Annotated in this window: 17 protein-coding genes; all 17 read right to left on the bottom strand. The window is 36.7% G+C overall.

The annotated features are described in order from the left end of the window. Positions 1 to 22 precede the first annotated feature (22 nt). Positions 23 to 1,624, bottom strand: a complete 1,602-nt coding sequence (locus LDM92_RS00985; protein ID WP_223901647.1) for an ATP-binding cassette domain-containing protein — start codon at positions 1,622 to 1,624, stop codon at positions 23 to 25. A gap of 573 nt (positions 1,625 to 2,197) precedes the next feature. Further along, entirely contained in the window at positions 2,198 to 3,340 is a 1,143-nt protein-coding gene (dnaJ, locus tag LDM92_RS00980; protein WP_223901646.1) for a molecular chaperone DnaJ, read from the bottom strand. 78 nt (positions 3,341 to 3,418) lie between these two features. After that, positions 3,419 to 5,281, bottom strand: coding sequence for a molecular chaperone DnaK (dnaK, locus tag LDM92_RS00975; RefSeq protein ID WP_109586389.1), 1,863 nt, complete (start codon positions 5,279 to 5,281; stop codon positions 3,419 to 3,421). An 18-nt stretch (positions 5,282 to 5,299) separates the two neighbouring features. After that, positions 5,300 to 5,887: a nucleotide exchange factor GrpE gene (gene grpE / locus LDM92_RS00970; RefSeq protein WP_223901645.1), complete on the bottom strand. Its 588-nt coding sequence runs from the start codon at positions 5,885 to 5,887 to the stop codon at positions 5,300 to 5,302. Between the two features lie 12 nt (positions 5,888 to 5,899). Further along, a complete protein-coding gene (gene hrcA / locus LDM92_RS00965) occupies positions 5,900 to 6,949 on the bottom strand; it encodes a heat-inducible transcriptional repressor HrcA (protein ID WP_223901644.1) in 1,050 nt (349 codons plus the stop codon). A 133-nt stretch (positions 6,950 to 7,082) separates the two neighbouring features. Further along, the gene (ribF, locus tag LDM92_RS00960) at positions 7,083 to 8,015 is read right to left on the bottom strand and encodes a riboflavin biosynthesis protein RibF (RefSeq protein WP_223901643.1); all 933 of its coding nucleotides are present in this window, start codon (positions 8,013 to 8,015) and stop codon (positions 7,083 to 7,085) included. 18 nt (positions 8,016 to 8,033) lie between these two features. Next, a complete protein-coding gene (gene truB / locus LDM92_RS00955) occupies positions 8,034 to 8,927 on the bottom strand; it encodes a tRNA pseudouridine(55) synthase TruB (protein WP_223901642.1) in 894 nt (297 codons plus the stop codon). Positions 8,928 to 8,976: 49 nt separating this feature from the next. Next, positions 8,977 to 9,339 (bottom strand): ribosome-binding factor A, encoded by a 363-nt coding sequence (locus tag LDM92_RS00950; protein WP_223901641.1) that lies wholly within the window; start codon positions 9,337 to 9,339, stop codon positions 8,977 to 8,979. 18 nt (positions 9,340 to 9,357) lie between these two features. Next, the gene (gene infB / locus LDM92_RS00945; protein ID WP_223901640.1) at positions 9,358 to 11,997 is read right to left on the bottom strand and encodes a translation initiation factor IF-2; all 2,640 of its coding nucleotides are present in this window, start codon (positions 11,995 to 11,997) and stop codon (positions 9,358 to 9,360) included. Between the two features lie 4 nt (positions 11,998 to 12,001). Beyond that, positions 12,002 to 12,313, bottom strand: coding sequence for a L7Ae/L30e/S12e/Gadd45 family ribosomal protein (locus LDM92_RS00940; protein WP_223901639.1), 312 nt, complete (start codon positions 12,311 to 12,313; stop codon positions 12,002 to 12,004). 2 nt (positions 12,314 to 12,315) lie between these two features. Next, positions 12,316 to 12,612: an RNase P modulator RnpM gene (rnpM, locus tag LDM92_RS00935; RefSeq protein ID WP_141639320.1), complete on the bottom strand. Its 297-nt coding sequence runs from the start codon at positions 12,610 to 12,612 to the stop codon at positions 12,316 to 12,318. Positions 12,613 to 12,629: 17 nt separating this feature from the next. After that, on the bottom strand, positions 12,630 to 13,889 hold the full coding sequence (gene nusA, locus LDM92_RS00930; protein WP_223901638.1) for a transcription termination factor NusA: 1,260 nt from the start codon (positions 13,887 to 13,889) through the stop codon (positions 12,630 to 12,632). Between the two features lie 18 nt (positions 13,890 to 13,907). Further along, a complete protein-coding gene (rimP, locus tag LDM92_RS00925; protein ID WP_223901637.1) occupies positions 13,908 to 14,381 on the bottom strand; it encodes a ribosome maturation factor RimP in 474 nt (157 codons plus the stop codon). Between the two features lie 105 nt (positions 14,382 to 14,486). Continuing rightward, positions 14,487 to 18,794 (bottom strand): PolC-type DNA polymerase III, encoded by a 4,308-nt coding sequence (locus LDM92_RS00920; protein WP_223901636.1) that lies wholly within the window; start codon positions 18,792 to 18,794, stop codon positions 14,487 to 14,489. 5 nt (positions 18,795 to 18,799) lie between these two features. Then, positions 18,800 to 20,500: a proline--tRNA ligase gene (locus tag LDM92_RS00915; RefSeq protein WP_223901635.1), complete on the bottom strand. Its 1,701-nt coding sequence runs from the start codon at positions 20,498 to 20,500 to the stop codon at positions 18,800 to 18,802. A gap of 25 nt (positions 20,501 to 20,525) precedes the next feature. Further along, positions 20,526 to 21,782, bottom strand: coding sequence for an RIP metalloprotease RseP (rseP, locus tag LDM92_RS00910; protein ID WP_223901634.1), 1,257 nt, complete (start codon positions 21,780 to 21,782; stop codon positions 20,526 to 20,528). A 10-nt stretch (positions 21,783 to 21,792) separates the two neighbouring features. Next, positions 21,793 to 22,590 (bottom strand): phosphatidate cytidylyltransferase, encoded by a 798-nt coding sequence (locus LDM92_RS00905; RefSeq protein ID WP_223901633.1) that lies wholly within the window; start codon positions 22,588 to 22,590, stop codon positions 21,793 to 21,795. Between the last annotated feature and the right edge of the window lies 1 nt (position 22,591).

Here is a 22,591-nt window from a genome sequence, read left to right as displayed (position 1 = left end):
TTTATTAGTTGAATACAATCCTTTAAACGTCATAATTAGCTTCACCTCGATTAGGGTCAATATTTATCACTCTATCAAACAATTTTTTAGTATCTTTAGTAAGATTATGAGCAATAACTATAATAGTTTGACCACTATTCAAAAGATTACTAATTATTTTGTTTGTTGCATTCTCATCAATGGCACTAGTAGACTCATCGGCTAAAATTACGGGCTTGTTTTGGATCTCGTTACGTGCTAAAACAATCTTTTGTCTTTGACCACCAGAAAGATTATCTTTGTCAACATCAACCAGCGTTTCTAGGCCAGACGGAAAGCCAGCCAAATTTGACTCCAGTTGAACTGATTTTACATATCTTTCAACAGCTTTATCTAATTTACTATTGAACATGGTAATATTATCTTTGATAGATGCTGGAAATAGAAAATTGTCTTGCGCCAGATAACTTATTTGACTGCGGTCAACTTTAACCTTGTTCCCTTTCTTATCACAAAAATATATTTGTCCACTGGTAGGCTTTAATTCCGCCAAAAGCAGTTTGAATAAAGTTGATTTACCAGAACCACTTCTACCCTGCAATAGAATCTTCTCGCCCTTCTTGATAGTCATGTCAGGATAGGAAATTTCTCTATTATTTGGATATTTATACTTTAAACTTCTAGTTTTTATTACAGAAAAATTTGCTTCATTTGAATATGTGCTTGGAATTTCTCTTTGCAGTTCATTTAGTTGTTGATTTATATTCTTGGTTGACTGCATTCTTGTTAATGCGGTAGTGATAGTCAAAGCTGAATTAAAGATACTAGATGCCAAAGTTCCTGCAGCAATAATAGTACCGAAAGAAACAATTTTAGCGAAAAATAAAATTGTTGCTAGAAATGTCACAGCTACTTGAGAAAAAGAATTTGCACACCCATTAATAAATTGAGCAAGTCCCATGACTTTTTGCCTGTCAACATAAGATTGCTCCAAATCTGTCCCCTTTTTTGTCAAATAATGACTAAAGGCATCAAATGCTAGGTACCTTCTTAATTCTGCCAGACCGTTAAACCACTGAAATATGGTATTTAAATATTTTTTATTTTGTTCAGAAATTTTTTTGGTTGCTTTCGTTAGAGCTTTATGCGTTAGTTTTGGCACTAATAAAGTGATAATGACCAAAGTAACTACTAAAACAGCTATCGACCAATGAAACATGACTAAAGCAATTGTCGAAGTAATCATTACAAAAAGGGAACTAAGTATACGCAAAACTTGATTACCATATTGGTCAGTTAATAGCTGCAAATTATTATTTAAATTATTTACCATTGCTGCTGTAGAAACAGATTTACTGCGGTAATAATGCTTAACGAGATTATCTCTGATCAAGCCAATATATTGTTGCAGCTGTCTACTATAAAGCCACGTTGCCACAGAATTAATTATAAAGGCAACTAATCCTGTAATTAGACTAACCAAAATAAAGTACAAAAATTGAAAGAAATGACTTTTACTCAGGCTATTATAAGCGAACTTAATAACGTATGAGCTGAAGGCAGAACCACAGCCATAAATTAACACTAAAAATACGATCAAAATTGAATTTAAAACATTTGCTTTTATTAAGTTACTTAATTTCATTTTTATTGCCCATATTATTAACAAATTATTAAATATTTATTACATTATAGCGCGTAAAAATTTAAAATCAATTAAATCAGAAAAAACTATTTCTAGACCAAGAAAAAAAGGCATTGAGCTATACTGTGATGTGACCCCCAAATTTGTCCTAAATTTGGGAGTCATATCACTGCTCAGTGTCTTTTCATATACATTTTCTTCTTTGTCTTGGTATTATTTATTCTTTATAACTAGACTTTGGTAATTGATGACACTAAATATTCAATTAGTCCCACAAAAAATCATTTTTCCGAAATTAAAGGACTAATCCCACCAAATTTGAAGAATTAGTCCTTTAGTTAAACTTTCAATTAATACTAATAATATCTTATAATGCCATTTTTATCTGGCTTGCCATTCTCTTTAAAAAGCCTCATATAATCTTTGAATTCTTTTTTGGCCCAACAAGGTGCGTCAGGTTTAATAGTCAAGTCAGATCCATTTTTACACCAGTATTTATAACCTTTTGGGCAACTCAACATCATAATTCTCCATTTTTGCAGACCAACATTCACAGTAATAATAGCATATTTTTTATTGCAATTTTTCCTTTAATCTTTCAAAAAAGCCTTTTTCCTGAGGGGTAATTGAGCCTCCTCCAGCTTTAACAAATTCAACTAAAGCCTGCTTTTGTTTTTCGTTAATTGATTTTGGTATTTGTACCTGAACAGTAGTAATTTGATCGCCATTACCACTGCCACGCAAATATGGAACACCTTCGCCCCGCAAAGTAAATTCTTTATTAGGCTGTGTACCAGCAGGAATTTTTAATTTCTTTTCTCCATGCACGGTTTTAACATTAATTTCATCGCCTAAAGTTGCCTGGGCAAACGAGATTGGAACAGTAGTATAAATAGTAGTACCTTTGCGTTCGAAATCTTTTGATGGCTTAATACGATAACTGATATAAAGGTCTCCATAAGGACCACCATTTTTACCTGCTTCGCCCTGACCTTCATAACGTAATTGCTGTCCATTATCTATTCCGGCTGGAATATTAACTTCAATAGTGTTTTTGCCATCAATTACGCCTTTGCCGTGACAAGTTTGGCAAGGATGCTCGATAATTACGCCTTTGCCATGACATTTATCACAAACTGTCTGCCGACGAATAACTCCCAACATAGATTTTTGGGTTATTGTCATGTAACCAGTACCATTACATTTATCACAGGTTATCGGATGCGTTCCTTTTTCAGCACCATTACCTTTACATGTAGGACATGTTTCACTCCGAGTGTATGAAACCTGAGTCTTCTTGCCCGTGATTGCATCCATAAAATCAATTGACAAAGTATAGTCTAGATCTTCACCACGAGTTGGTGCTGTTGGGTTGGCGCGACGCTGATTTGCTCCTGTTGCACCACCGAAGAAATCATTAAAAATATCACCAAAATCACCAAAGCCGCCAAAATCACTATATCCTTGACCTGCACCGCCAAAGCCTCCCTGACCATTGACTCCGGCCGAACCAAATTGGTCATATTGTGCTCGTTTTTGCTGGTCATGTAAAACTTCATAGGCTTCATTAACCTTCTTATACTTTTCTTCAGCACCCGGTTCATGGTTTAAATCAGGGTGGTATTTTTTGGCAAGTTTACGATAAGCAGAGGTAATTTCCTTATCACTGGCATTGCGATCAACACCCAGAACGCTATAGTAATCTTCTTGTGCCATCTATAAGCTCCTTAACTTTACAAAAGAAAAGAACTACTTTTTGGCAGTTCTTTTCTAATTTATTCAATTATAAACCCTTTACTTATCTGGGTCTACCTTATGAAACTCGCCTTCACCTGCGGAACCACTACCTGAATTGCCATCTTGGGAACCAGGATTTTGTGGTCCAGCTTGAGGTCCAGCCTGTCCTTGTGCACCTTGAGCCCCACCATTAGCTTGGTACAATTTGACTGCTAAGTCTTGGGCAACTTTAGACAATTCATCCTTCTTGGACTTCATCTCATCCAAGTTGTTGTCCTTTTGAGCCTTCTTCAAAGCATCAAGTGCATCTTGAACTTTCTTAGTATCATCATCTGATACCTTGCCTTTGACATCCTTCAAAGTCTTTTCAGTTGAGAAGATTAATTGATCGACTTCATTACGAAGATCAACTTCTTCTTTCTTCTTCTTATCCTCTTCAGCATGTTCTTCAGCTTCTTTTTGCATCTTCTTGATTTCTTCGTCAGATAAACCGGATGAACTCTTGATGGTAATCTTTTGTTCTTTACCGGTTCCCATATCTTTAGCAGAAACATTAACGATGCCGTTTTTGTCAATATCGAATGTAACTTGAATTTGAGGAACACCACGTGGAGCGGCAGGAATGTCTGTTAGTTCAAAACGACCTAATGTTTTATCGTCAGCAGCCATTGGGCGCTCACCTTGCAAAACGTGAACATCAACAGCCGGTTGATTGTCAGCAGCAGTAGAGAAAATTTGACTCTTTGAAGTTGGAATTGTCGTATTCTTTTCAATTAACTTAGTAAATACGCCACCCATGGTCTCAATACCTAAGGAAAGAGGAGTGACATCAAGTAAAACTACGTCCTTAACATCACCAGAAATAACTCCACCTTGAATTGCCGCACCTAAAGCAACAGCTTCATCTGGGTTAATTGAGTGATCAGGCTCTTTACCAGCCCACTTCTTAACTGCATCCTGAACAGCAGGAATACGAGTTGACCCACCATTTAAAATAACTTTATCAATGTCATTAACTGTTAATTCAGCATCTTTCAATGCATTGTCAAATGGAATCTTTGTCTTATCAACTAAATCAGCAGTTAATTCGTCAAATTTCGCTCTAGTTAAATCAGCTTCCAAATGTAATGGTCCAGATTCACCAGCAGAAATAAATGGTAATGAGATATGAGTTGAAGATACGCCAGACAAATCTTTCTTAGCTTTTTCAGCGGCATCCTTTAGCCTTTGTAAAGCCATTTTATCTTTAGAAAGGTCGACTCCATTTTCATCTTTAAAATTCTTGATCAGCCAATCAATAATTTTATTATCGAAGTCATCGCCACCAAGGTGAGTATCACCGTTAGTTGAAAGTACCTGGAAGACTCCGTCACCTAATTGCAAAACAGAAACATCAAAGGTACCACCACCAAGGTCATAAACCAGAACTTTTTCATCTTCAGCATCTTTATCAAGGCCATAAGCAAGTGAAGATGCAGTAGGCTCGTTAATTATTCTCTTAACATCAAGGCCAGCAATTTTACCAGCATCCTTAGTAGCTTGACGCTGAGCATCATTAAAGTATGCAGGAACGGTAATGACTGCTTCGGTAACCTTCTCACCAAGATAATCTTCAGAGAATTTCTTGATATATTGCAAAATCATAGCGGAAATTTCTTGAGGTGTGTATGCTTTATCACCAATCTTGACCTTATAATCAGCTTCACCCATGTGACGCTTAATTGAAGAAATAGTATTAGGATTAGTAATTGCTTGTCTCTTAGCAACTTCTCCGACTTGAATTTCTCCATCTTTGAAAGCGACTACTGATGGAGTAGTACGATTTCCTTCTGGATTGGTAATAATTTTTGGTTCCTTACCCTCAAGAACAGCAACTGCTGAGTTGGTAGTTCCGAGGTCAATTCCGATAACTTTTGACATTGATATGCTTCCTTTCAATTATTGTGCTACAACAACCATCGCTGGTCTTAAAGTACGATCTTTGTATAAGTATCCTTTTTGCAAAACCCGCACAACATGATCTTTTTGATCATCATTTTCAGCTTCAACTGTTTGAACAGCTTGGTGCAAATTGGGATCAAACTTCACACCTTCAGCAGTGATTTCACTGATTCCGTGATCTTTCATGGCTTTAACCAGAGAATCAAGTGTCATTTGCACTCCCTTTTTAAGCTGCTTTGAAGCTTCATCATCAACCTTTGTTGCCAAAGCTCTTTCTAAATTATCCATCGCTGGTAAAACATCTTTAGCTAAAGATTGTGATTCATATTTAATAAGCTGCGCTCTTTCATTATTATACCGATTTTGCATATTTTGCATTTCTGCTTGACTGCGCAAGTACTTATCTTCCAAGTCGTCTTTATCTTTTTGCAACTGAGTCAAATTGTGTTGCAATTTACTTTCTAAAGACTCAGGTTTCTTTTTTGCGTTAGCCTTAGCTTGAGAATCCTTTTTAACTTCTTTTGATTCAGTTGTTTCTTTTTGCTCTTTTTTTGAATTTTTACTATGAATTTCTTCCTTACTCACGGCTAACCTCCTTTATTTGAATCTACCATAATAATCAAGCAACTTTTTAGACAACTCGTTTCTAAAATATTCAAGTAATCCTATAACTTGAGAATACGGCATATTATCAGGGCCAAGTAAAGCAATTATCCCTTTTCCGTGGGTACCAACACTATACTCTGCCGTAAGCAGACTATAATCCTTTAATAGATCATTGGACAGTTCAGATCCTAGGCTAACCCGAACAGGATAGCGGTCACTTTTAGAATTTTGCTCGCGATCCAAAAGACTGGACATCAAATCATTATGCTCAATCATTTCATATAATGATCGCAAATTAGAAACATCGCTTAAAGAAATGTTATTGAGTAAATTAATCTGACCATCGACATACATTTGCTCGCTGGCAGCATCACTAATCACATCTTCAACTAAGTCTATTAATTCAGAAACATGAGCAGCTTTTAGCTTTTTACCTAGGGCCTTTTTGAGAAAACCTGGTGTAACTTGATCTAGCGTTTTTCCAACTAATTCATCGTTAATCATACGTACGGCCCGTTCAATGTCATCACCATGAATATTGTTTGGTAAGTTATAAACTTGGTCATGAACATCACCATCACTAGTACCTAGAATGGCCATAATTTGTCTGCTAAACAAAGGCACAATACGAAAGCCAGTAATAGTTAAATCACTATTCTCAGGCCCTTCCGCGAATGCAGTGTAATTTGTTAAGTCAGACAAAATTTTAACCGCTTCCTGTACGATGTCATTTACTTGATGGAACGGCTGATCAAGCTGATTAATGATTTTCTTGTAAACAGAAGATGAAATTTGCAACGGCTCAACTAAATTGTCAAGATAGTAACGGTAGCCCTCTGTTGAAGGTACTCGACCACTTGACAAATGAGTTTTTTCAATCAAACCCTTATCTTCTAAAATCGCCATTTCATTACGAATAGTTGCACTCGAAACTTTGATAGGCAATTGATTCATCACTGTTTTAGAGCCAACAGGATCATGTGTCTGCGTAAAATCATTGATAATAGTTTTTAAAATTAATTCTTGACGTTCGGTCAACATAAATATCGCCCTCACTTTTAGCACTCAATCCTATCAGGTGCTAACAATTAATATGATACTAGCTTTTAGCAGAATGTCAAGTTGAGTGCTAACTTTTTTACCAAAAACTCTCGTCTCTTTAAAAGCAATCAATCTAATCAATATTTGCAAAATAAGTCTTAATTTCTGACTCGTCAGCGCTCATTTGTTTTTTTAGATCCTTCAAGTTATTAAATTTAATTTCGCCACGAGTATACTTATACCATTTAATTATTATTTCTTCATCATAGGCTTCTTGATCAAATCCAAATAAATTCGATTCAATATATAGCTTTTTACCTTCATTAATCGTGACATTGTAGCCCACACTTGTCATAGACTCATACCACTTGCCTTTAATCTTGGTTTTAGTAGCATATACTCCAATTTTAGGAACAACCTTGTCCTTAGGCCAAACTAGATTTGCAGTAGGAAAACCAAGCTTATGGCCATTACGTAAACCATGGCCAACATAACCGGACATAACATACGGAAAACCTAATAACTTTGCGGCCAATTCCATATCTCCATTGGTGATGGCCCTTTTGATTTCGGTAGAGCCTATTTTTTGGCCATCACACGACTGTTTTGGAACATCAATAATAGCAAATCTTCCCTTAGCAAATTTGGGGAAGTTTTTCATATTGGCAATCTGTTTGGGACCATAAGTATAGTCAAAGCCAGCTACCACTGTATCCGCATGTAGTCTAACAATAATCTTATCTACAAATTCTTGTGCAGTCAGTTTACTAAATGCTTCATTGAAATGCATCACCAGCAAAAAATCAACTTTTAGTTCCTGCATTTTATAAGCTTTTTCAGCTAAAGTATCAATATAGCTAACTTCTTTATTCTGATAAATTTCTTTAGGATGCCGATCAAATGTCATTACTACTAATGGTAAATGCTTTTGAATTGATTTTTCCTTAGCGATTTTGATTAATTCCTGATGACCACGATGAACACCATCAAAGAACCCTAAAGCAAGAATTATTTTATTAGAAATAATATTTTCCTTAAACGGGTAAGTTAAATGGATAACTTCCATAATAAGACCTTCATTCACTTATTCATTTTGTAAAAGCATTAAATAAGGGCGATACATGGTACCATCTTTTTGATAAATTGCCTTAACTCTATTATTGTATCGTAATGCCACTTTTTTTGCATTCGTTTTCAGAGAAATCGTGGCACCATTTTTAACTTTGCCCCACAGATTTGTATCAATGTCTTCATGGGCATAGTTAGAAAAAAAAGAGTCAATTGGTTGAAGCAATTCATTTACCATATTTGGATTTTCTGTAATTTCAGTCAAACTAACAGCTTGATCTATATCAAAACCTGAACTAGAAGTACGGCGCAAATTTTTCATTACTGCTGGCACACCAAGCTTTGTTCCCAAATCATTTACTAAAGAACGAACATAGGTCCCTTTGCTGCATTCAATTTCAAAATCAAAAAGCTCTTGACCATTTACTTTATCAAAAACAGGTTCATTTACAAGATCATAGGAAAAAATTTCAACCTGTCTTTTAGGCCTTTCTACTTTAATACCTGCTCTTGCATATTCATATAAGTGCTTACCCTTCACTCTGACGGCCGAATAAATAGGTGGTACCTGTTCTATATTGCCCACAAACTCTTGCATAGCTTTTTGAACTTGATGCCCTTTAATTTCAGTAGTAATTTTTTTGGATTCTATTTTTGTCCCACTAATATCGTAACTATCAGTGGCAAAGCCAAGAATTCCCTGTCCTACATATTTTTTATTTTCCTTGTGCATCAACTCAATCAATTTTGTGGCCTGACCAATTGCAATTGGTAGGACTCCAGTAACGTCAGGGTCAAGGGTACCTGCATGACCCATTTTTTTAATATGCAGCACTTTGCGTAAATGATAGACAACGTCGGCACTTGTCATGCCCTTATCCTTATCTATCACTAAAATACCATTCAACATTTTATTTAACTAACCTTATCCATGAAAAAAGCGCCTCACAGCGCTTTTCTTAATTATTGCGATTTGCATCCTGCTTTTTTACTTCAGCGATTAACTGATCTATTTTACTACCATATTTAACTGAATTATCTCGTTTAAAAATCAACTCAGGAACTTTATAAACAGTTAGGACCTGTCCTAACAAATGTCTCATCAGTCCCTTAGCTTTATTTAAGCCAGCAGCTGCTTCTTCTTCTTTTTTAGAATCTTCAGAAAGAATGCTGTAGTAAACAGTAGCATATGATAAGTCATTTGTACATTCAACCGCTGTGACTGTAACATCATTAACTCGTGGATCACGAATATTTTTTCGTAAAATTTTCGTTAATTCACGGAGGATTTCTCCTTCAACACGCCCTATTCTGTGTTTCATGCTTTCCTCCCAGTTAATTTATTCAGGCTTAACTTCCTGCTTTTCAACGGCTTCCATTTCGTCACCAATCTTGATGTCATTATAGCCCTCAATTGTTAAACCGCAATCGAATCCTTGCTTAACAATTTTAGCATCATCTTTAAACCGTTTGAGTGACGCAACTTTTCCGGTATAGATCACAACCCCATCACGAATCAAATTGATTTCAGAATCTTTTGATACGTATCCGGAATCAACAAAGGCTCCTGCAATTGTTCCAACTTTAGAAACTTTCCAAGTTTCACGTACAGTTAAGTTGCCAACAACTTTATCTTCATAAGTTGGTTCGAGCATACCTTTCATGGCAGCTTTAACATCATCAATTGCCTTATAAATAATACTATATAGTCGAATATCTACTCCATCTGCTTCAGCTTGAGATTTTGCCGTGGCTGTTGGACGAACATTAAAGCCGATAATAAAGGCATTAGAAGCACCAGCTAAAGTAACATCTGATTCATTTACTGCACCTACACCTGCATGAATAATATTAACACGAACGCCCTCGACTTCTATCTTTTCAAGCGATTGTTGTAAAGCTTCTACTGAACCTTGGACATCTGCTTTCAAGACAACGTCTACTTCTTTCATGTTTTCTTTTTTCATCGTGTCAAACAAGTTATCAAGAGTAACATGTTGGACATTTTCACGAGATTGTTGTAAAGCCTGTTGTGCTCTTTGTTCACCAACGCTTCTTGCAGTCTTTTCATCATCAAAGACAACTATCTTATCGGCTGACTCGGGCACATCATTCAATCCAGTAATTTCAACTGGCATAGATGGAGTCGCTTTTTCTACTTGACGACCGCGGTCATTCGTCATAACACGAACCCTACCAAAGCGATTTCCAACAACAATTGGATCACCGACTTTTAATGTACCCTGTTGAACTAGAAGGTCAGCAACTGGGCCACGGCCACGGGAAAGGCGAGCTTCAATAACGGTGCCAATAGCCTTTTGCGTAGGATCTGCTTGCAGTTCCATGACGTCTGCTTGCAGAAGAATCATTTGTAAAAGTTCATCAACATTTTCACCAGTTTTGGCAGAAATGTTTACAAAAATAGTGTCACCACCATAATTCTCCGGAATCAAATTGTACTTCATTAACTGTTCAGTAACATGCTCAGGGTTTGCACCAGGAACATCCATTTTGTTAATTGCGACAATGATTGGTACCTTAGCACTTTTAGCATGGTCAATTGCTTCAACAGTTTGTGGCATAACCCCATCGTCTGCAGCTACAACCAGTACAACAATGTCAGTGATTTCAGCACCACGTTCACGCATATTAGAAAATGCTGCATGTCCAGGCGTATCTAAAAATGTGATTGGTTTATTATCAACTCTTACCTGATAGGCACCGATTTTCTGCGTAATGCCACCAGCTTCATGAGCAGACACGTGAGTATGACGCAAACGATCAAGTAAAGTAGTCTTACCATGATCAACGTGTCCCATAATCGTAACTACAGGTGGACGTTTGGTCTGGTGTTTGGATTTCTTAGAAGCAGCCATTCTCTTATCATAGAGAGTATCAATGTCAGATATATCTTCATGAACTTTTTCTTTGGCATTGATATTATATTCAGCAGCAACTAACTCAATTGCATCTTTATCAAGTGATTGATTTTGATTAGTCATCACACCTAACATAAAGAGTTTTTTAACTATTTCAGCTGGTTCACGGTGCAGCAACTTGCCCAAATCTTGAGCATTCATACCAACTTCGTACACCAGTGTTTCTGGTAATGGACGTTCTTTTCTCTGAGTTGGTTGTTTCTTTGGTACTTGTTCAAATTGCTTTTTCTTATTCTTACGTTTGCGTTTTTCTTGATGCCTTGAATAATTATTAGCACCAAAAGATTGATTTTTGCCTTTTCTGCCAGGTTTACCAGAATTACGACCATGACCATTACCACGACGTTTTTCTTCTTTCGCAGGTTCAGGTGCAGCATTTGTATCCAAAGCTTTAGGTTTATTAACTGGACTAGCCTTTTGTGTATTCTTCATTCTGGCAGGTGAAGGCTTAATTATTTTAGGTCCAGTTACTTTAGGAGCTGTAGTCTCGACTTTGACAACTTTATTTTCGGATTTAGAAACTACTTTGCTATCCTCAGCAGAAGATTTTTTAGCCTTTGTTTGGTCTTCATTATAAGACTTCTGGACTCTCTCACTTTGACGGTTTAATTTCTTTTCATCCACACGTTGTTTTTGTTTCAACTGTTTTAACAAGTCCTGTGCTACTGGCTTTGAAGACTTTTGGCTTGGGTTAGTACCTTGCTTATTACGATCTTGAGCCTGTCTTGATCTATTGTTAGATCTGTGAAAATTGTTGGTTCTTTTGTTGTTCTTGTTACCTTTATTTTCCTCATGTTTTTTTTCATTTTTGCGAATTGAGGTAACGGAAATTTTGATTTTACTGCTCTTTTTCGCAGGTTTCTCTTGCTTTTGCGCGGGAGCGGAGCTACGAAAACTATCTTTTAATTGATTTACTTGTGAATCTTCAAGTGATGACATATGATTTTTAACATCAAGGCCCAGGTCCTTAGCCTTATTGACCACAATTTTATTATCGATGCCTAATTCTTTTGCCAATTCATAAATTCTTGTTTTAGCCATCAAATCACACTCCTTCATCTATTTTTTGTAACAATGCTTTGCAGAAACCAGTATCAGTAATTCCTAAAACTTTTCGCTTTTTTCCAATCGCTTGGGAAATTTCATTACTATTAAATTCGTTAATAACAAGAACGTTATTTTGTTTCCCAACTTTGAATATTTTTGCAGTAGTATCTGCATGACAATCTTGAGCTAAAATAATTAGTTTTACCTTTTTGGCTTTTGCACCTATCGTAACAATTTCAGAGCCTGAAACTAATTTTCCAGCTTTTTGACTTAGTCCCAACAAATTTAGTGCTTTTTGTCTATTTTGCAAATCTATTTATCACCAAACAATTCTTTTCTCGCCTTTTGATGGTCAACATATGAGTATAGCTCTTGGTAAAATTCTTTAGGCACTTTAGTTCCTAAACTGCGTTCAATTAAGCCTTTCTCTTGAGCATTTTTGATCTGACTTGGATCAAGCGAAACATATGCTCCTCTACCAGGTTTTTTACCAGTAGGGTCAACTGAAATATTCTTTTCTTTGTCGACTACAATACGCACCAATTCTTTTTTAGGCTGCATAGTATTAGTTAACAAATCTTTTCGCATTGGAATCTTTCTTTTCTTCAAAAGTTTCACCTCTTGCTTTAATTTTCAGTAGAATCTACTGTTTCACCATCAGTTACTTTATCTTGTAGCTTATCTTCTGATTCAGTCTCTTCAGAAGTGGTTGACTCTCCATCAGATTCATCGCCCTCAGCAAAGTCACTATTTATTTTTGAAGCAGAATTTGAACTATTTTCGACTGAATCAGTCGTTTCAGCTTGTTCATTCTCTTTTTCAGCCTGTTCACTGCTTTCATCAACAAATTCTACTTCAGATTCTGGTCTAATATCTATCTTATAGCCAGTCAATCTGGCAGCTAAACGAACATTCTGTCCTTTTTTACCAATTGCAAGTGACAGCTGGTAATCTGGAACAATTACTAAAGCACTTTTTTCATTGTCTTCATCTCCAAATTGAACAGCAATTACTTCAGCAGGATTCAAGGCATTAGCAATGTAGTCCGATGGATCTTCCTCGTATTTAACTACATCTATATTTTCACCGTCAAGTTCATTAACTACATTTTGTACCCTGGCTCCTCTTTGACCAACGCATGTACCTACTGGATCAATATTAGGATCATTAGATTTTACAGCAATCTTGGTCCTGTCTCCTGCTTCACGAGCAATTGAGACCACTTCAACAGTTCCATCATATATTTCAGGTACTTCCTGCTCAAATAATCTCTTTACCATATCAGGGGCAGTGCGTGAAACCGTAATTTGAGCACCTTTTGAATCTGAACCAACATGAGTCACTAAAACTCGAATTTGATCTTGTGGATTATAGCTTTCACCTGGCATTTGATCGTTACGTGGCATTACTGCTTCAACATTACCAATTTTAACATAAACGAAACGATTATCACGTCTTTCAACAGTGCCTGTTATTAATTCATCTTCGTACTGAGAATACTCGTCAATGATATGATTTCTCTCTGCCTCACGCAAATGTTGCATAATAACTTGTTTAGCCGTTTGTGCCGCAATTCTACCAAAATTCTTAGGTGCAACTTCGAAACGAATTTTATCACCAAGTTCATATGCCCGATTAATTGTTAAAGCATCCTTTAAACTGATTTCCAACCGTTCATCATGAACTTCTTCGACAACAGTCTTTTCAGTCATCAGCTTAAAGTCGCCTTTACGTTCATCAAATTCAACTATGACATTTGTTGCCTGATTATAATTTTTCTTGTATGCTGCAACCAGCGCTGCTTTTATCGCTTCAACAATTACGTCTTGCTTTATACCCTTTGTCTTTTCTAGAGTAGCAAACGCTTCAAGCATTTCTTTAGACATAAATTTTAATCAACCTTTCTAAAACTCAATTGCGAAACGAATGCTTGCAATTGTTTTACGGGGAAGTGATAAAACTTTTTTCTTAGTTTTTACCTTTATTTCAAGTTCGATTTTGCTATCATTATAAGATTTTAAAGTTCCCTCATATTCTTTTCCGCCTTCAACTTTCTGGTATAACTTTACATGCACATATTCATTTAAAGCTTTTTGCCAATCTGTCTCATTTCTAATTGGCCTTTCAATACCAGGAGAAGAAACTTCCAAAATATAAGGGTTAGGAAACGGGTCAGGTTGTATCTGATCAAGCTTTGCAGATAATAATTCACTTAACCCTGCAATTTCATCCATATCAATACCATTTTTTCGATCAACATATATTCTTAAATAGTTTTGACCCTTTTCTTTAACGTATTCTATATCAACAAACTCATCATTGCGTTCTGCAATAATTGGTTTAATTTCTTTAAGAACAGAATCTTTAACTTTCGCCAAGTACTTTCCTCCGTAATAAAAAGAGTGAGCACAGTTGCTCACTCCGAATCATTTATTCGAACTTCTTTTAAAAGTATATCACATTTATATTAATACTGCAAAATTTTAAAAGAGTGAAAGCTGATTCTGTTCCGGCATTCCAGTTAGAACTTCATTATTTTCTAAATAGTCCATAATTGACTGGGATACTTTACCACGGTTTGCCAAGTCTTCTTTTGACAAAAACTTTTGCTCAGTTCTGGCAGCAACAATTTGTTTGGCTGCATTATTTCCCAGCCCAGGAACTGCGTTAAATGGTGCTAAAATTGTATGCTGATCAATAATTTTAAAATTAGTAGCCTCGGATTGATTGATATCAACCATTTTTATTTTAATACCACGCTCTAAACACTCATTGGCAATTTCTAAGACTGTCAGAAGGCTCTTATCCTTGGCGGAGGCGTCATTACCTTGATTTTGAATATCAGCCATTGCCTTTTTAACGGTGTTTTTTCCATGACTCATCGCTACTAAATCAAACAAATCTGCACGCACCGAGAAATAAGCAGTGTAGTAAATTTCAGGATAATAAACTTTGAACCAGGCAATTCTTAAAGCCATTAATATATAAGCCGTAGCATGAGCTTTCGGAAACATATACTTGATTTTGAGACAAGACGGAATATACCAGTCAGGTATCTTATCGTTTTTCTTTAAAACAGCCATATCGTCATCACTAATTCCGCGGCCATGACGCACAGATTCCATAGTAGAAAAGGCTACTTCAGGTTTAACACCCCAGTGGATCAAGTCCATCATGATATTGTCGCGACAACCAATAACGTCTTTTAGCTTGCAAGTACCGTTGTTAACTAATTCTTCAGCATTTCCTAACCAGACATCAGTACCATGTGACAAACCAGAAATTTGCAATAGTTCAGAAAAAGTAGTTGGCTTGGTTTCTTCTAGCATCCCTCTAACGAATTTTGTACCAAATTCAGGTACTCCCAGTGTTCCCGTTTCAGATTGAATTTGTTCAGGAGTTACACCTAATATTTTAGGACTGGAAAAAAGCGACATCACTCCTGGATCATCGGGTGGAATTGTTAGGGGATCAACGCCCGAAAGATCCTGCAACATCCTAATCATCGTTGGATCATCATGGCCTAAAATATCAAATTTTAAAATATTATCATGAATGGAATGAAAGTCAAAATGAGTTGTCAACCACGCAGCATTTACATCATCTGCAGGATATTGCACCGGCGTAAAGTCATAGATATCCATATCATCAGGAACGACAACAATACCTGCTGGATGCTGCCCGGTAGTTCGTTTAACCCCACTGACACCAGCTGCAAGACGATCAAGTTCAGCACCACGTAAATTTAACTCTTTTTCTTCATCATAATGCTTGGCATAGCCATAAGCTGTCTTATCGGCAACAGTAGCTATTGTACCGGCACGGTAGGAATTATCAGGTCCAAACATTACCCGAATAAAGTTATGAGCCACTGGCTGATAGTCACCAGAGAAATTCAAATCGATATCAGGAACTTTGTCACCGTGAAATCCCAAAAACGTTGCAAAAGGAATATCTTGCCCATCCTTAACCAGTTCAGCTCCACACTTAGGACATTTTTTATCTGGCAAGTCGTATCCAGAACCATATTCACCGTTTTCAAAAAATTGGGAATACTGACATTTTGGACAACGATAATGAGGGGCCAATGGGTTGACTTCAGTTATACCCGACATAGTAGCCACCAGACTAGAGCCAACAGAACCACGTGAACCAACTAAGTAACCATCCTTATTTGACTTAGCCACTAGTCTTTGTGAAATAAGATAAATCACCGCATAACCGTTGGAAATGATTGAATTGAGTTCCATATCAAGTCTATCTTGAACAATCTTCGGCAGTGGATCCCCATATAATTCATGTGCTTTGTCATAAGTCAAACGCTTCATTTCTTCATCAGCATTATCAATGTGAGGTGGATAAAGTCCATCTTTAATAGGTGAAATTTCCTCAATTGTCTCAGCAATTTTATTAGGATTAGTAATTACTATTTCTTTAGCAGCATCTTCACCTAAGAAACTAAATGCATCAAGCATTTCCTGAGTAGTGTAAAAATGCATGTCGGGCTGTTTTTTGTTTCTGTCAGGATTACTTCGTTGAGCCGAAATCAAAATCGTACGATAAATAGCATCATGTTCTTCCAGATAATGCGCATCCCCAGTGGCCACTACTGGTTTATTTAATTCCTTACCCAATTTATAAATATTAGTTAGAATTTCTTCAAGTTCTGCTTCATCAGCAATCAAATGATCTTCGATCATAACTGAGTAATTTGCCGGTGGCTGAATTTCGAGATAATCGTAAAAGCGTGCCTTCTTGCGCGCTTCGTCATAGCCCTTTTGCATCATTGCAACAAAAACATCGCCTTCAGAGCAGCCAGAGCCATATAGCAAACCTTCATGATTCTTAACTAAATTAGATTTAGGTGTGCGGGGAATTCTATAAAAATCTTTGGTACTGGCAATCGAAACTAGTCTATACATGTTTTTAAGACCAGCCTGATTCTTAGCTAGGATAGTCATATGTTGTGGTCGTGCTCTTTTAAATACTTGACCTTGAGCAGCATAATCGTTCATTTTACCTAAATTATCTTCGTGATACTTTTTGGCAAAAGCATCTAAAAGCTTAAACATTAAATAGCCTGTTGCCTCAGCATCTTGGTTAGCCCTATGGTGATGCTCGAGGACAACATTATATTTTTTGGCAAGAGAATCTAAGGTATGTCTGGTTTGTTCTGGATGAAGCAACCGTGATACTTCTAGCGTATCAACTACCGGCTGGGTAATTTCATCTAATTTTGCTCTTCTCAATGCTGCGTTGACAAAACCAACATCAAACTGAACATTATGACCACAAAGGGGACGGTCACCATAAAAATCCTGAAATTGCTTGATAACCACAGCCTCATCATCAGCTGCTCCTACCATTTCATCAGTAATTGACGTCAAATTAATTGTCTTTTCACTTAACGGATGATGGGGATTAATAAATTTATCAAACCTCTCCAAAACTTCCCCATTTTTCATTTTCACAGCACCAATTTCAATAATAGTATCGTAAACGGATGATAACCCTGTCGTTTCAACGTCAAAAATAACAAATTCACGATCTTTATATGTCATTGACGCAGGATTAAGAACTAGTAATGCATGATCGTCAATCATATTTGCTTCAAGGCCATAAATAATTTTGACGCCATTCTGTTTACCAGCATTATATGCTTCTGGGAAGGCTTGAACATCAGCATGGTCAGTAATAGCGATTGCCTTTTGCCCAAACTTTTTGGCAGCTTTGACAAAATCAGTTGCTGTATTAGTAGCATCTAGTTGACTCATATTAGTATGCAAGTGCAACTCTACTCTTTTTTGATCGCCTTGATATTTTTCCGTTCTTCCAATATGCTCTACAATTTCAAAACAAGAAATATTAAAAACAGTATCATGACTCCACTGGTCTTCAGCTGCCGATCCTTGCATCTTGGCCCAAGTCCCCGGTTTAATTTTTGTCATTTTTTCAATTTGCTCTTTATCTGAAACAAATTTCTTAAAGGAAATTGAATCGGTATAATCCGTTATTTCACCAGTAAATATAATTGAACCATTTTTTAATTCGCGACTGGAAATGTTAAAAATATTGCCTTCTATCACAACATTTCTAATTCCATCTATCACTTCTTTAATTTGCGTCACAGGCATATTTTCATCTAGTTTGCGATTGCCATAACGAGTCTTTTTGGTTGGGTAGGTTGTTTGCTTGGGCTTTTCTTGTGGTGGAGCTGCATCATATTCTTCCTGCATATTTTGCTCATGTTGTTCCTGCAGTTCCTGAAGACTAGCTAAATTATTTTTGGAATTTTCATCGTCAATTTCCGTTACGAACTTCAAGTTAAAGAAACCAAAATTTCTCATTTCTTCCGCTAGTTCATCAAGCATTTTTTGCTCGAGCAGTCCGTCAACAACTAAATTATCAACCGGAATTATCCAGCGTCCATTTTCCTTTTTAGGCTTGTGACTAGAAATAAATTCTCGTGCCACTGGTTGCAAGGCCTGAGAATTTTGCACAGCAAACTGCCAATAGTCAGTTAAATATTCATCTGCCCCATCTTGAGAACGAACATACAAATGAGCATTGACAAAAGAAGAAAAACTGGCAGTTATAGCCTTATTCAAAGCGTTAAAGGTTTCAAATTTTAATGGTGTAGTAAAAAGAACATGGATATCCCACCTGTGTTCTTTAGCGTAAACATCCACGTTCTCAATTTCGCCCTTCTGCAACAAATCGTTATCTGCAAATTCTTGCGGAAACTTAATTTGCTGCAATAACCTTAAAAATAGTTTATTTTTATCAGTCACGAAAATTATCCTAACTCTTTATTAACAAAATCATCTAATTCAGACAGTGTCATTTCAGTAACTTTTTCATCAGTAGGTCTTTTAACTTCAACTACTTCTTCACTGGCTTTTTTACCCACAGTCACTCTCACTGGAGCGCCTAGTAAGTCAGCGTCAGCAAATTTAACTCCTGCCCGCTCATTACGATCATCATACAATACATCATACTTAGCGCTGTATTTTTCTTCAAGTTTTTGAGCCAAACTCGTTTGACCATCATCTTTCATTTTCATTTGCACAATGTGCAGGCTAAATGGTGCAATTTCCTTAGGCCACGCCACGCCATTTTTAGTCAAATGCTGTTCAATCACAGCAGATAAAACTCTTGTGACGCCAATACCATATGAACCCATTATAACAGGTTGAGCTTTACCATTTTTATCGAGGAAATTTGCGCCCATAGTTTTTGTATAGTATGTTCCCAGTTTAAAAATATGACCAACCTCTATTGAAGTTGTAAATTTTAGTGGCAAGTGATCAACTGGATCTGGTTCACCCTCGTTAGCCACTCTCACATCTCCGAATTTGTCAGGATTAAAATCACGTCTCAAATTTACATTTTTAAACTGAAAACCTTTTTTGTTAGCGCCGACAAAGAAGTTATAAAGATTGTTTACTGTATTGTCTGCAACTACTTGATCAGCCCAATCAGCATTAATTGGACCAACGCTACCTTTAGTCACCCCAGTTATGTCTGTTAATTCAGCATCAGTAGCCACCCTAAGTGAATCAGCATCTAGTAGGTGCTTCAATTTCACTTCATTTACTTGTTTATCACCCCGAATTAAAACCAATACGTTTTCATTTTCATTAGCAATATAAAGTATACTTTTAACAATTCTTGTAGCTGGAACTTTTAAAAAGTCTACTAGGTCTGATATTGTTTCTTGACCGGGAGTAGCTACTTCTTCAACTTGTTTTAACGGTTCCTCTTCCTGCTTAAACGTATCAATACTGCAAGCCATTTCTAGATTAGCTGAATATGTTCCTGTTTCATTCGTAGCAATGGTATCTTCACCAATGGCAGCTGGAGCTTGAAATTCAGTTGAATTTTTGCCTCCCATAGTTCCTGAATCAGCAATAACTGGTGTAACTTTCAAGCCACAACGTTGGTATGCAGCTGTAAAAGCCTTTTTTTCGTCTTCAAACTGTTGATCAAGCTGTTCTTTCGTTGCTGCAAAACTGTATGCATCAAGCATGATAAATTCACGAGATCGCAGTAAACCGAAACGAGGCCTGTTTTCATCTCTAAACTTTGATTGAATTTGGAAAAGAGCTATCGGCATTTGCTTATAACTTTTTAAATCTTTTGCGACAATATCAGTAAATGTTTCCTCATGAGTTGGTCCTAGCAGACTTTGACGACCATGTCTGTCTTTAAGTTTAAACATTTCCGGACCATATTTTTGCCATCTGCCTGATTCTTCCCATAAAGTTGCTGGTAAAAGATCCGGCATTGCCATTTCTGGCACGTTGATTTTTGCCATTTCTTCACGCATTATCTGTTCAGCTTTACTTAGAACGCGGTACCCTAAAGGCAAATACGCATAAACACCTGCCGTAACCTGACGAACATATCCACCTCGCAGCATCAGTTTATGACTTTCAGCTACAGCATCAGCTGGTGCTTCCTTTAAAGTCGGCATAAATAATTTAGATTGTCGCATTTAAACTCTCTCCCAAATTTATATTTTATTTAATAAAGTAACGGTAAATATCATTTCCCGTTACAGCAATAATTAACACTAACAGTAAGCCGAAACCTATCAATTCCACCATGGCCTCATGATTTTCAGAAATTGGTTTACCACGAACTATTTCAATAAGGTTAAGCAAGAACTTACCACCATCAAGACCAGGTATAGGAATTAGATTAACGATTCCCAAGTTAATTGAGATCATGGCCAAAAAGGCTAAGATGTAGGTAAAACCCATTTGCGAAACCTGTGATGTCTGAGAATAAATCCCAACTGGGCCGGAAAGTTTATTTAAACTAAAATGACGAAATAACCCCCCAACTGCATTGAAAATCATTCCAGTAGTAGAAACAGCTGTATTCCAACCACGTTTAAATTTCGCACTGATGCTCTCATCACTTTTTGCTCTGATTCCGATTTGGTATACTTTTTTGCCTTGAACTTTAACAACTTTCGGTTGAACGCTTACCACTTTTTTTTGCTTATTTTTGATAACAGAAATATTAATTTTTTTACTTTTATTCTGAGCTATTTCTTCCGAAATTTGTTCAAAAGACGTTATTTTGTGACCATTAACAGCCACAATTTTTGAATCTGGTTCAAGTTTTGCAATAGCAGCTGGTGAATTAGGTGTTACTTCAGCTATTTCTGTAGTTGCAGGACCCGGAACAGTAAATGTCCAAATTAAAAAAACAACAAAGCCTAGAATGATATTCATTAGCGGTCCAGCAATGTTAGTAGCTAATTTTTGCCAGACATTGGCTTCTTGAAACTGGGTATCCCGTGGTGCAATAATTAGCTCTGTCTTTGACTGATCAATAACCGTGGCATCATGATTGACTTTGTATGTAACCAGCCGATCTTCTTCACCATTTTCATATCCAGAAATAAAAAGTTGATCTACCAAATCAAATTTCGTGATTTGTAATGGTATTCCTTCAATCGGTATATCAGATTCAGAAGCATCAATTCTTACAACTTCTTTTTGCTGATTAAACTGCAAAACTACTCTCATCCCTGCTGCTAAATCAGTTTCGTCATCTTTACTTGCTAAACGGACATATCCACCTAAGGGAAGCCACCTAATAGTGTAAGTAGTTGGATTGCGTCTAACTTGGAAAAGCTTAGGTCCCATGCCTATAGAAAATTCACGCACTAAAATACCGCACTTTTTTGCAACAATAAAGTGCCCAAATTCATGGACAAAAACCAAGATTCCAAATACTACTAAAAAGATAAGTATACCTTTCACAAGAATCCTCCTAGTGCATGATTCCCATCAAAGCAGCAAAAACAGGTAAAACAAAGAGCATGCTGTCAAAGCGATCTAAGATTCCACCATGTCCTGGCAATATCTTGCCCGAATCTTTCACACCATAGTATCTCTTATAAGCCGATTCAACCAAGTCACCCATTTGTCCAACAATTGATAATACAAAAGCGAAAATGATCATTTCAACTTGCGCATGTTTCAAGTTCACAAAGTAAACATAAATTGCTGCACAAATTACAGCGCAAATTGTGCCACCAATTGAACCTTCCCAGGTTTTATTAGGACTGATTACTGGCCACAACTTATGTTTACCGATTTTACGACCAATCATGTAGGCCCCGGTATCTGTTAACCAGACTACAACAAAAACATAGCAAAGAAGTGCAAGTCCATTGTCAGCATTTCTGATACTTGCCATGTAATGAAAGCCGGTTCCAACATATAATGAGCCTAAGGTATAAACCGCTACATCATCAAAAGTAGTTTTATTTTTAGTTAAAACTGTCCACGTCAACATTAACATTATCAAGGCAAAATAGATGCCATATTTTGTCCAATGAAACGGCATTGACCTGAGAAAACTATCAGGAACTGCCCAAACAATAGTAGCAAGTAAAGCTAGTAGAAAGTTTACTGAAACCAATATTTGTTTTTTCATTAAAAAGAATTCACTGATACCAACGGCCGCAAACAAAACGGTGAGCCAATCCATCCAAAGCCCGCCAGCAATGACGATAGGAATAAATAAAATTAAAGCAATAACTGCTGTGATTACACGTTGTTTCATA

This window comes from Lactobacillus laiwuensis (genome assembly GCF_019972835.1).
Taxonomy (GTDB): Bacteria; Bacillota; Bacilli; order Lactobacillales; family Lactobacillaceae; genus Lactobacillus; species Lactobacillus laiwuensis.
This window is presented reverse-complemented; position numbering and strand designations above follow the sequence as displayed.

Excerpts from the sequence above, each read along its gene's own strand:
- LDM92_RS00985 (WP_223901647.1), bottom strand. The coding sequence starts at position 1,624 with ATGAAATTAAGTAACTTAATAAAAGCAAATGTTTTAAATTCAATTTTG.
- dnaJ (WP_223901646.1), bottom strand. The coding sequence starts at position 3,340 with ATGGCACAAGAAGATTACTATAGCGTTCTGGGTGTTGATCGCAATGCC.
- dnaK (WP_109586389.1), bottom strand. The coding sequence starts at position 5,281 with ATGTCAAAAGTTATCGGAATTGACCTCGGAACTACCAACTCAGCAGTT.
- hrcA (WP_223901644.1), bottom strand. The coding sequence starts at position 6,949 with ATGTTGACCGAACGTCAAGAATTAATTTTAAAAACTATTATCAATGAT.
- ribF (WP_223901643.1), bottom strand. The coding sequence starts at position 8,015 with ATGGAAGTTATCCATTTAACTTACCCGTTTAAGGAAAATATTATTTCT.
- truB (WP_223901642.1), bottom strand. The coding sequence starts at position 8,927 with ATGTTGAATGGTATTTTAGTGATAGATAAGGATAAGGGCATGACAAGT.
- LDM92_RS00950 (WP_223901641.1), bottom strand. The coding sequence starts at position 9,339 with ATGAAACACAGAATAGGGCGTGTTGAAGGAGAAATCCTCCGTGAATTA.
- infB (WP_223901640.1), bottom strand. The coding sequence starts at position 11,997 with ATGGCTAAAACAAGAATTTATGAATTGGCAAAAGAATTAGGCATCGAT.
- nusA (WP_223901638.1), bottom strand. The coding sequence starts at position 13,889 with ATGTCTAAAGAAATGCTTGAAGCGTTTGCTACTCTAGAAAAGACAAAG.
- LDM92_RS00915 (WP_223901635.1), bottom strand. The coding sequence starts at position 20,500 with ATGCGACAATCTAAATTATTTATGCCGACTTTAAAGGAAGCACCAGCT.
- LDM92_RS00905 (WP_223901633.1), bottom strand. The coding sequence starts at position 22,590 with ATGAAACAACGTGTAATCACAGCAGTTATTGCTTTAATTTTATTTATT.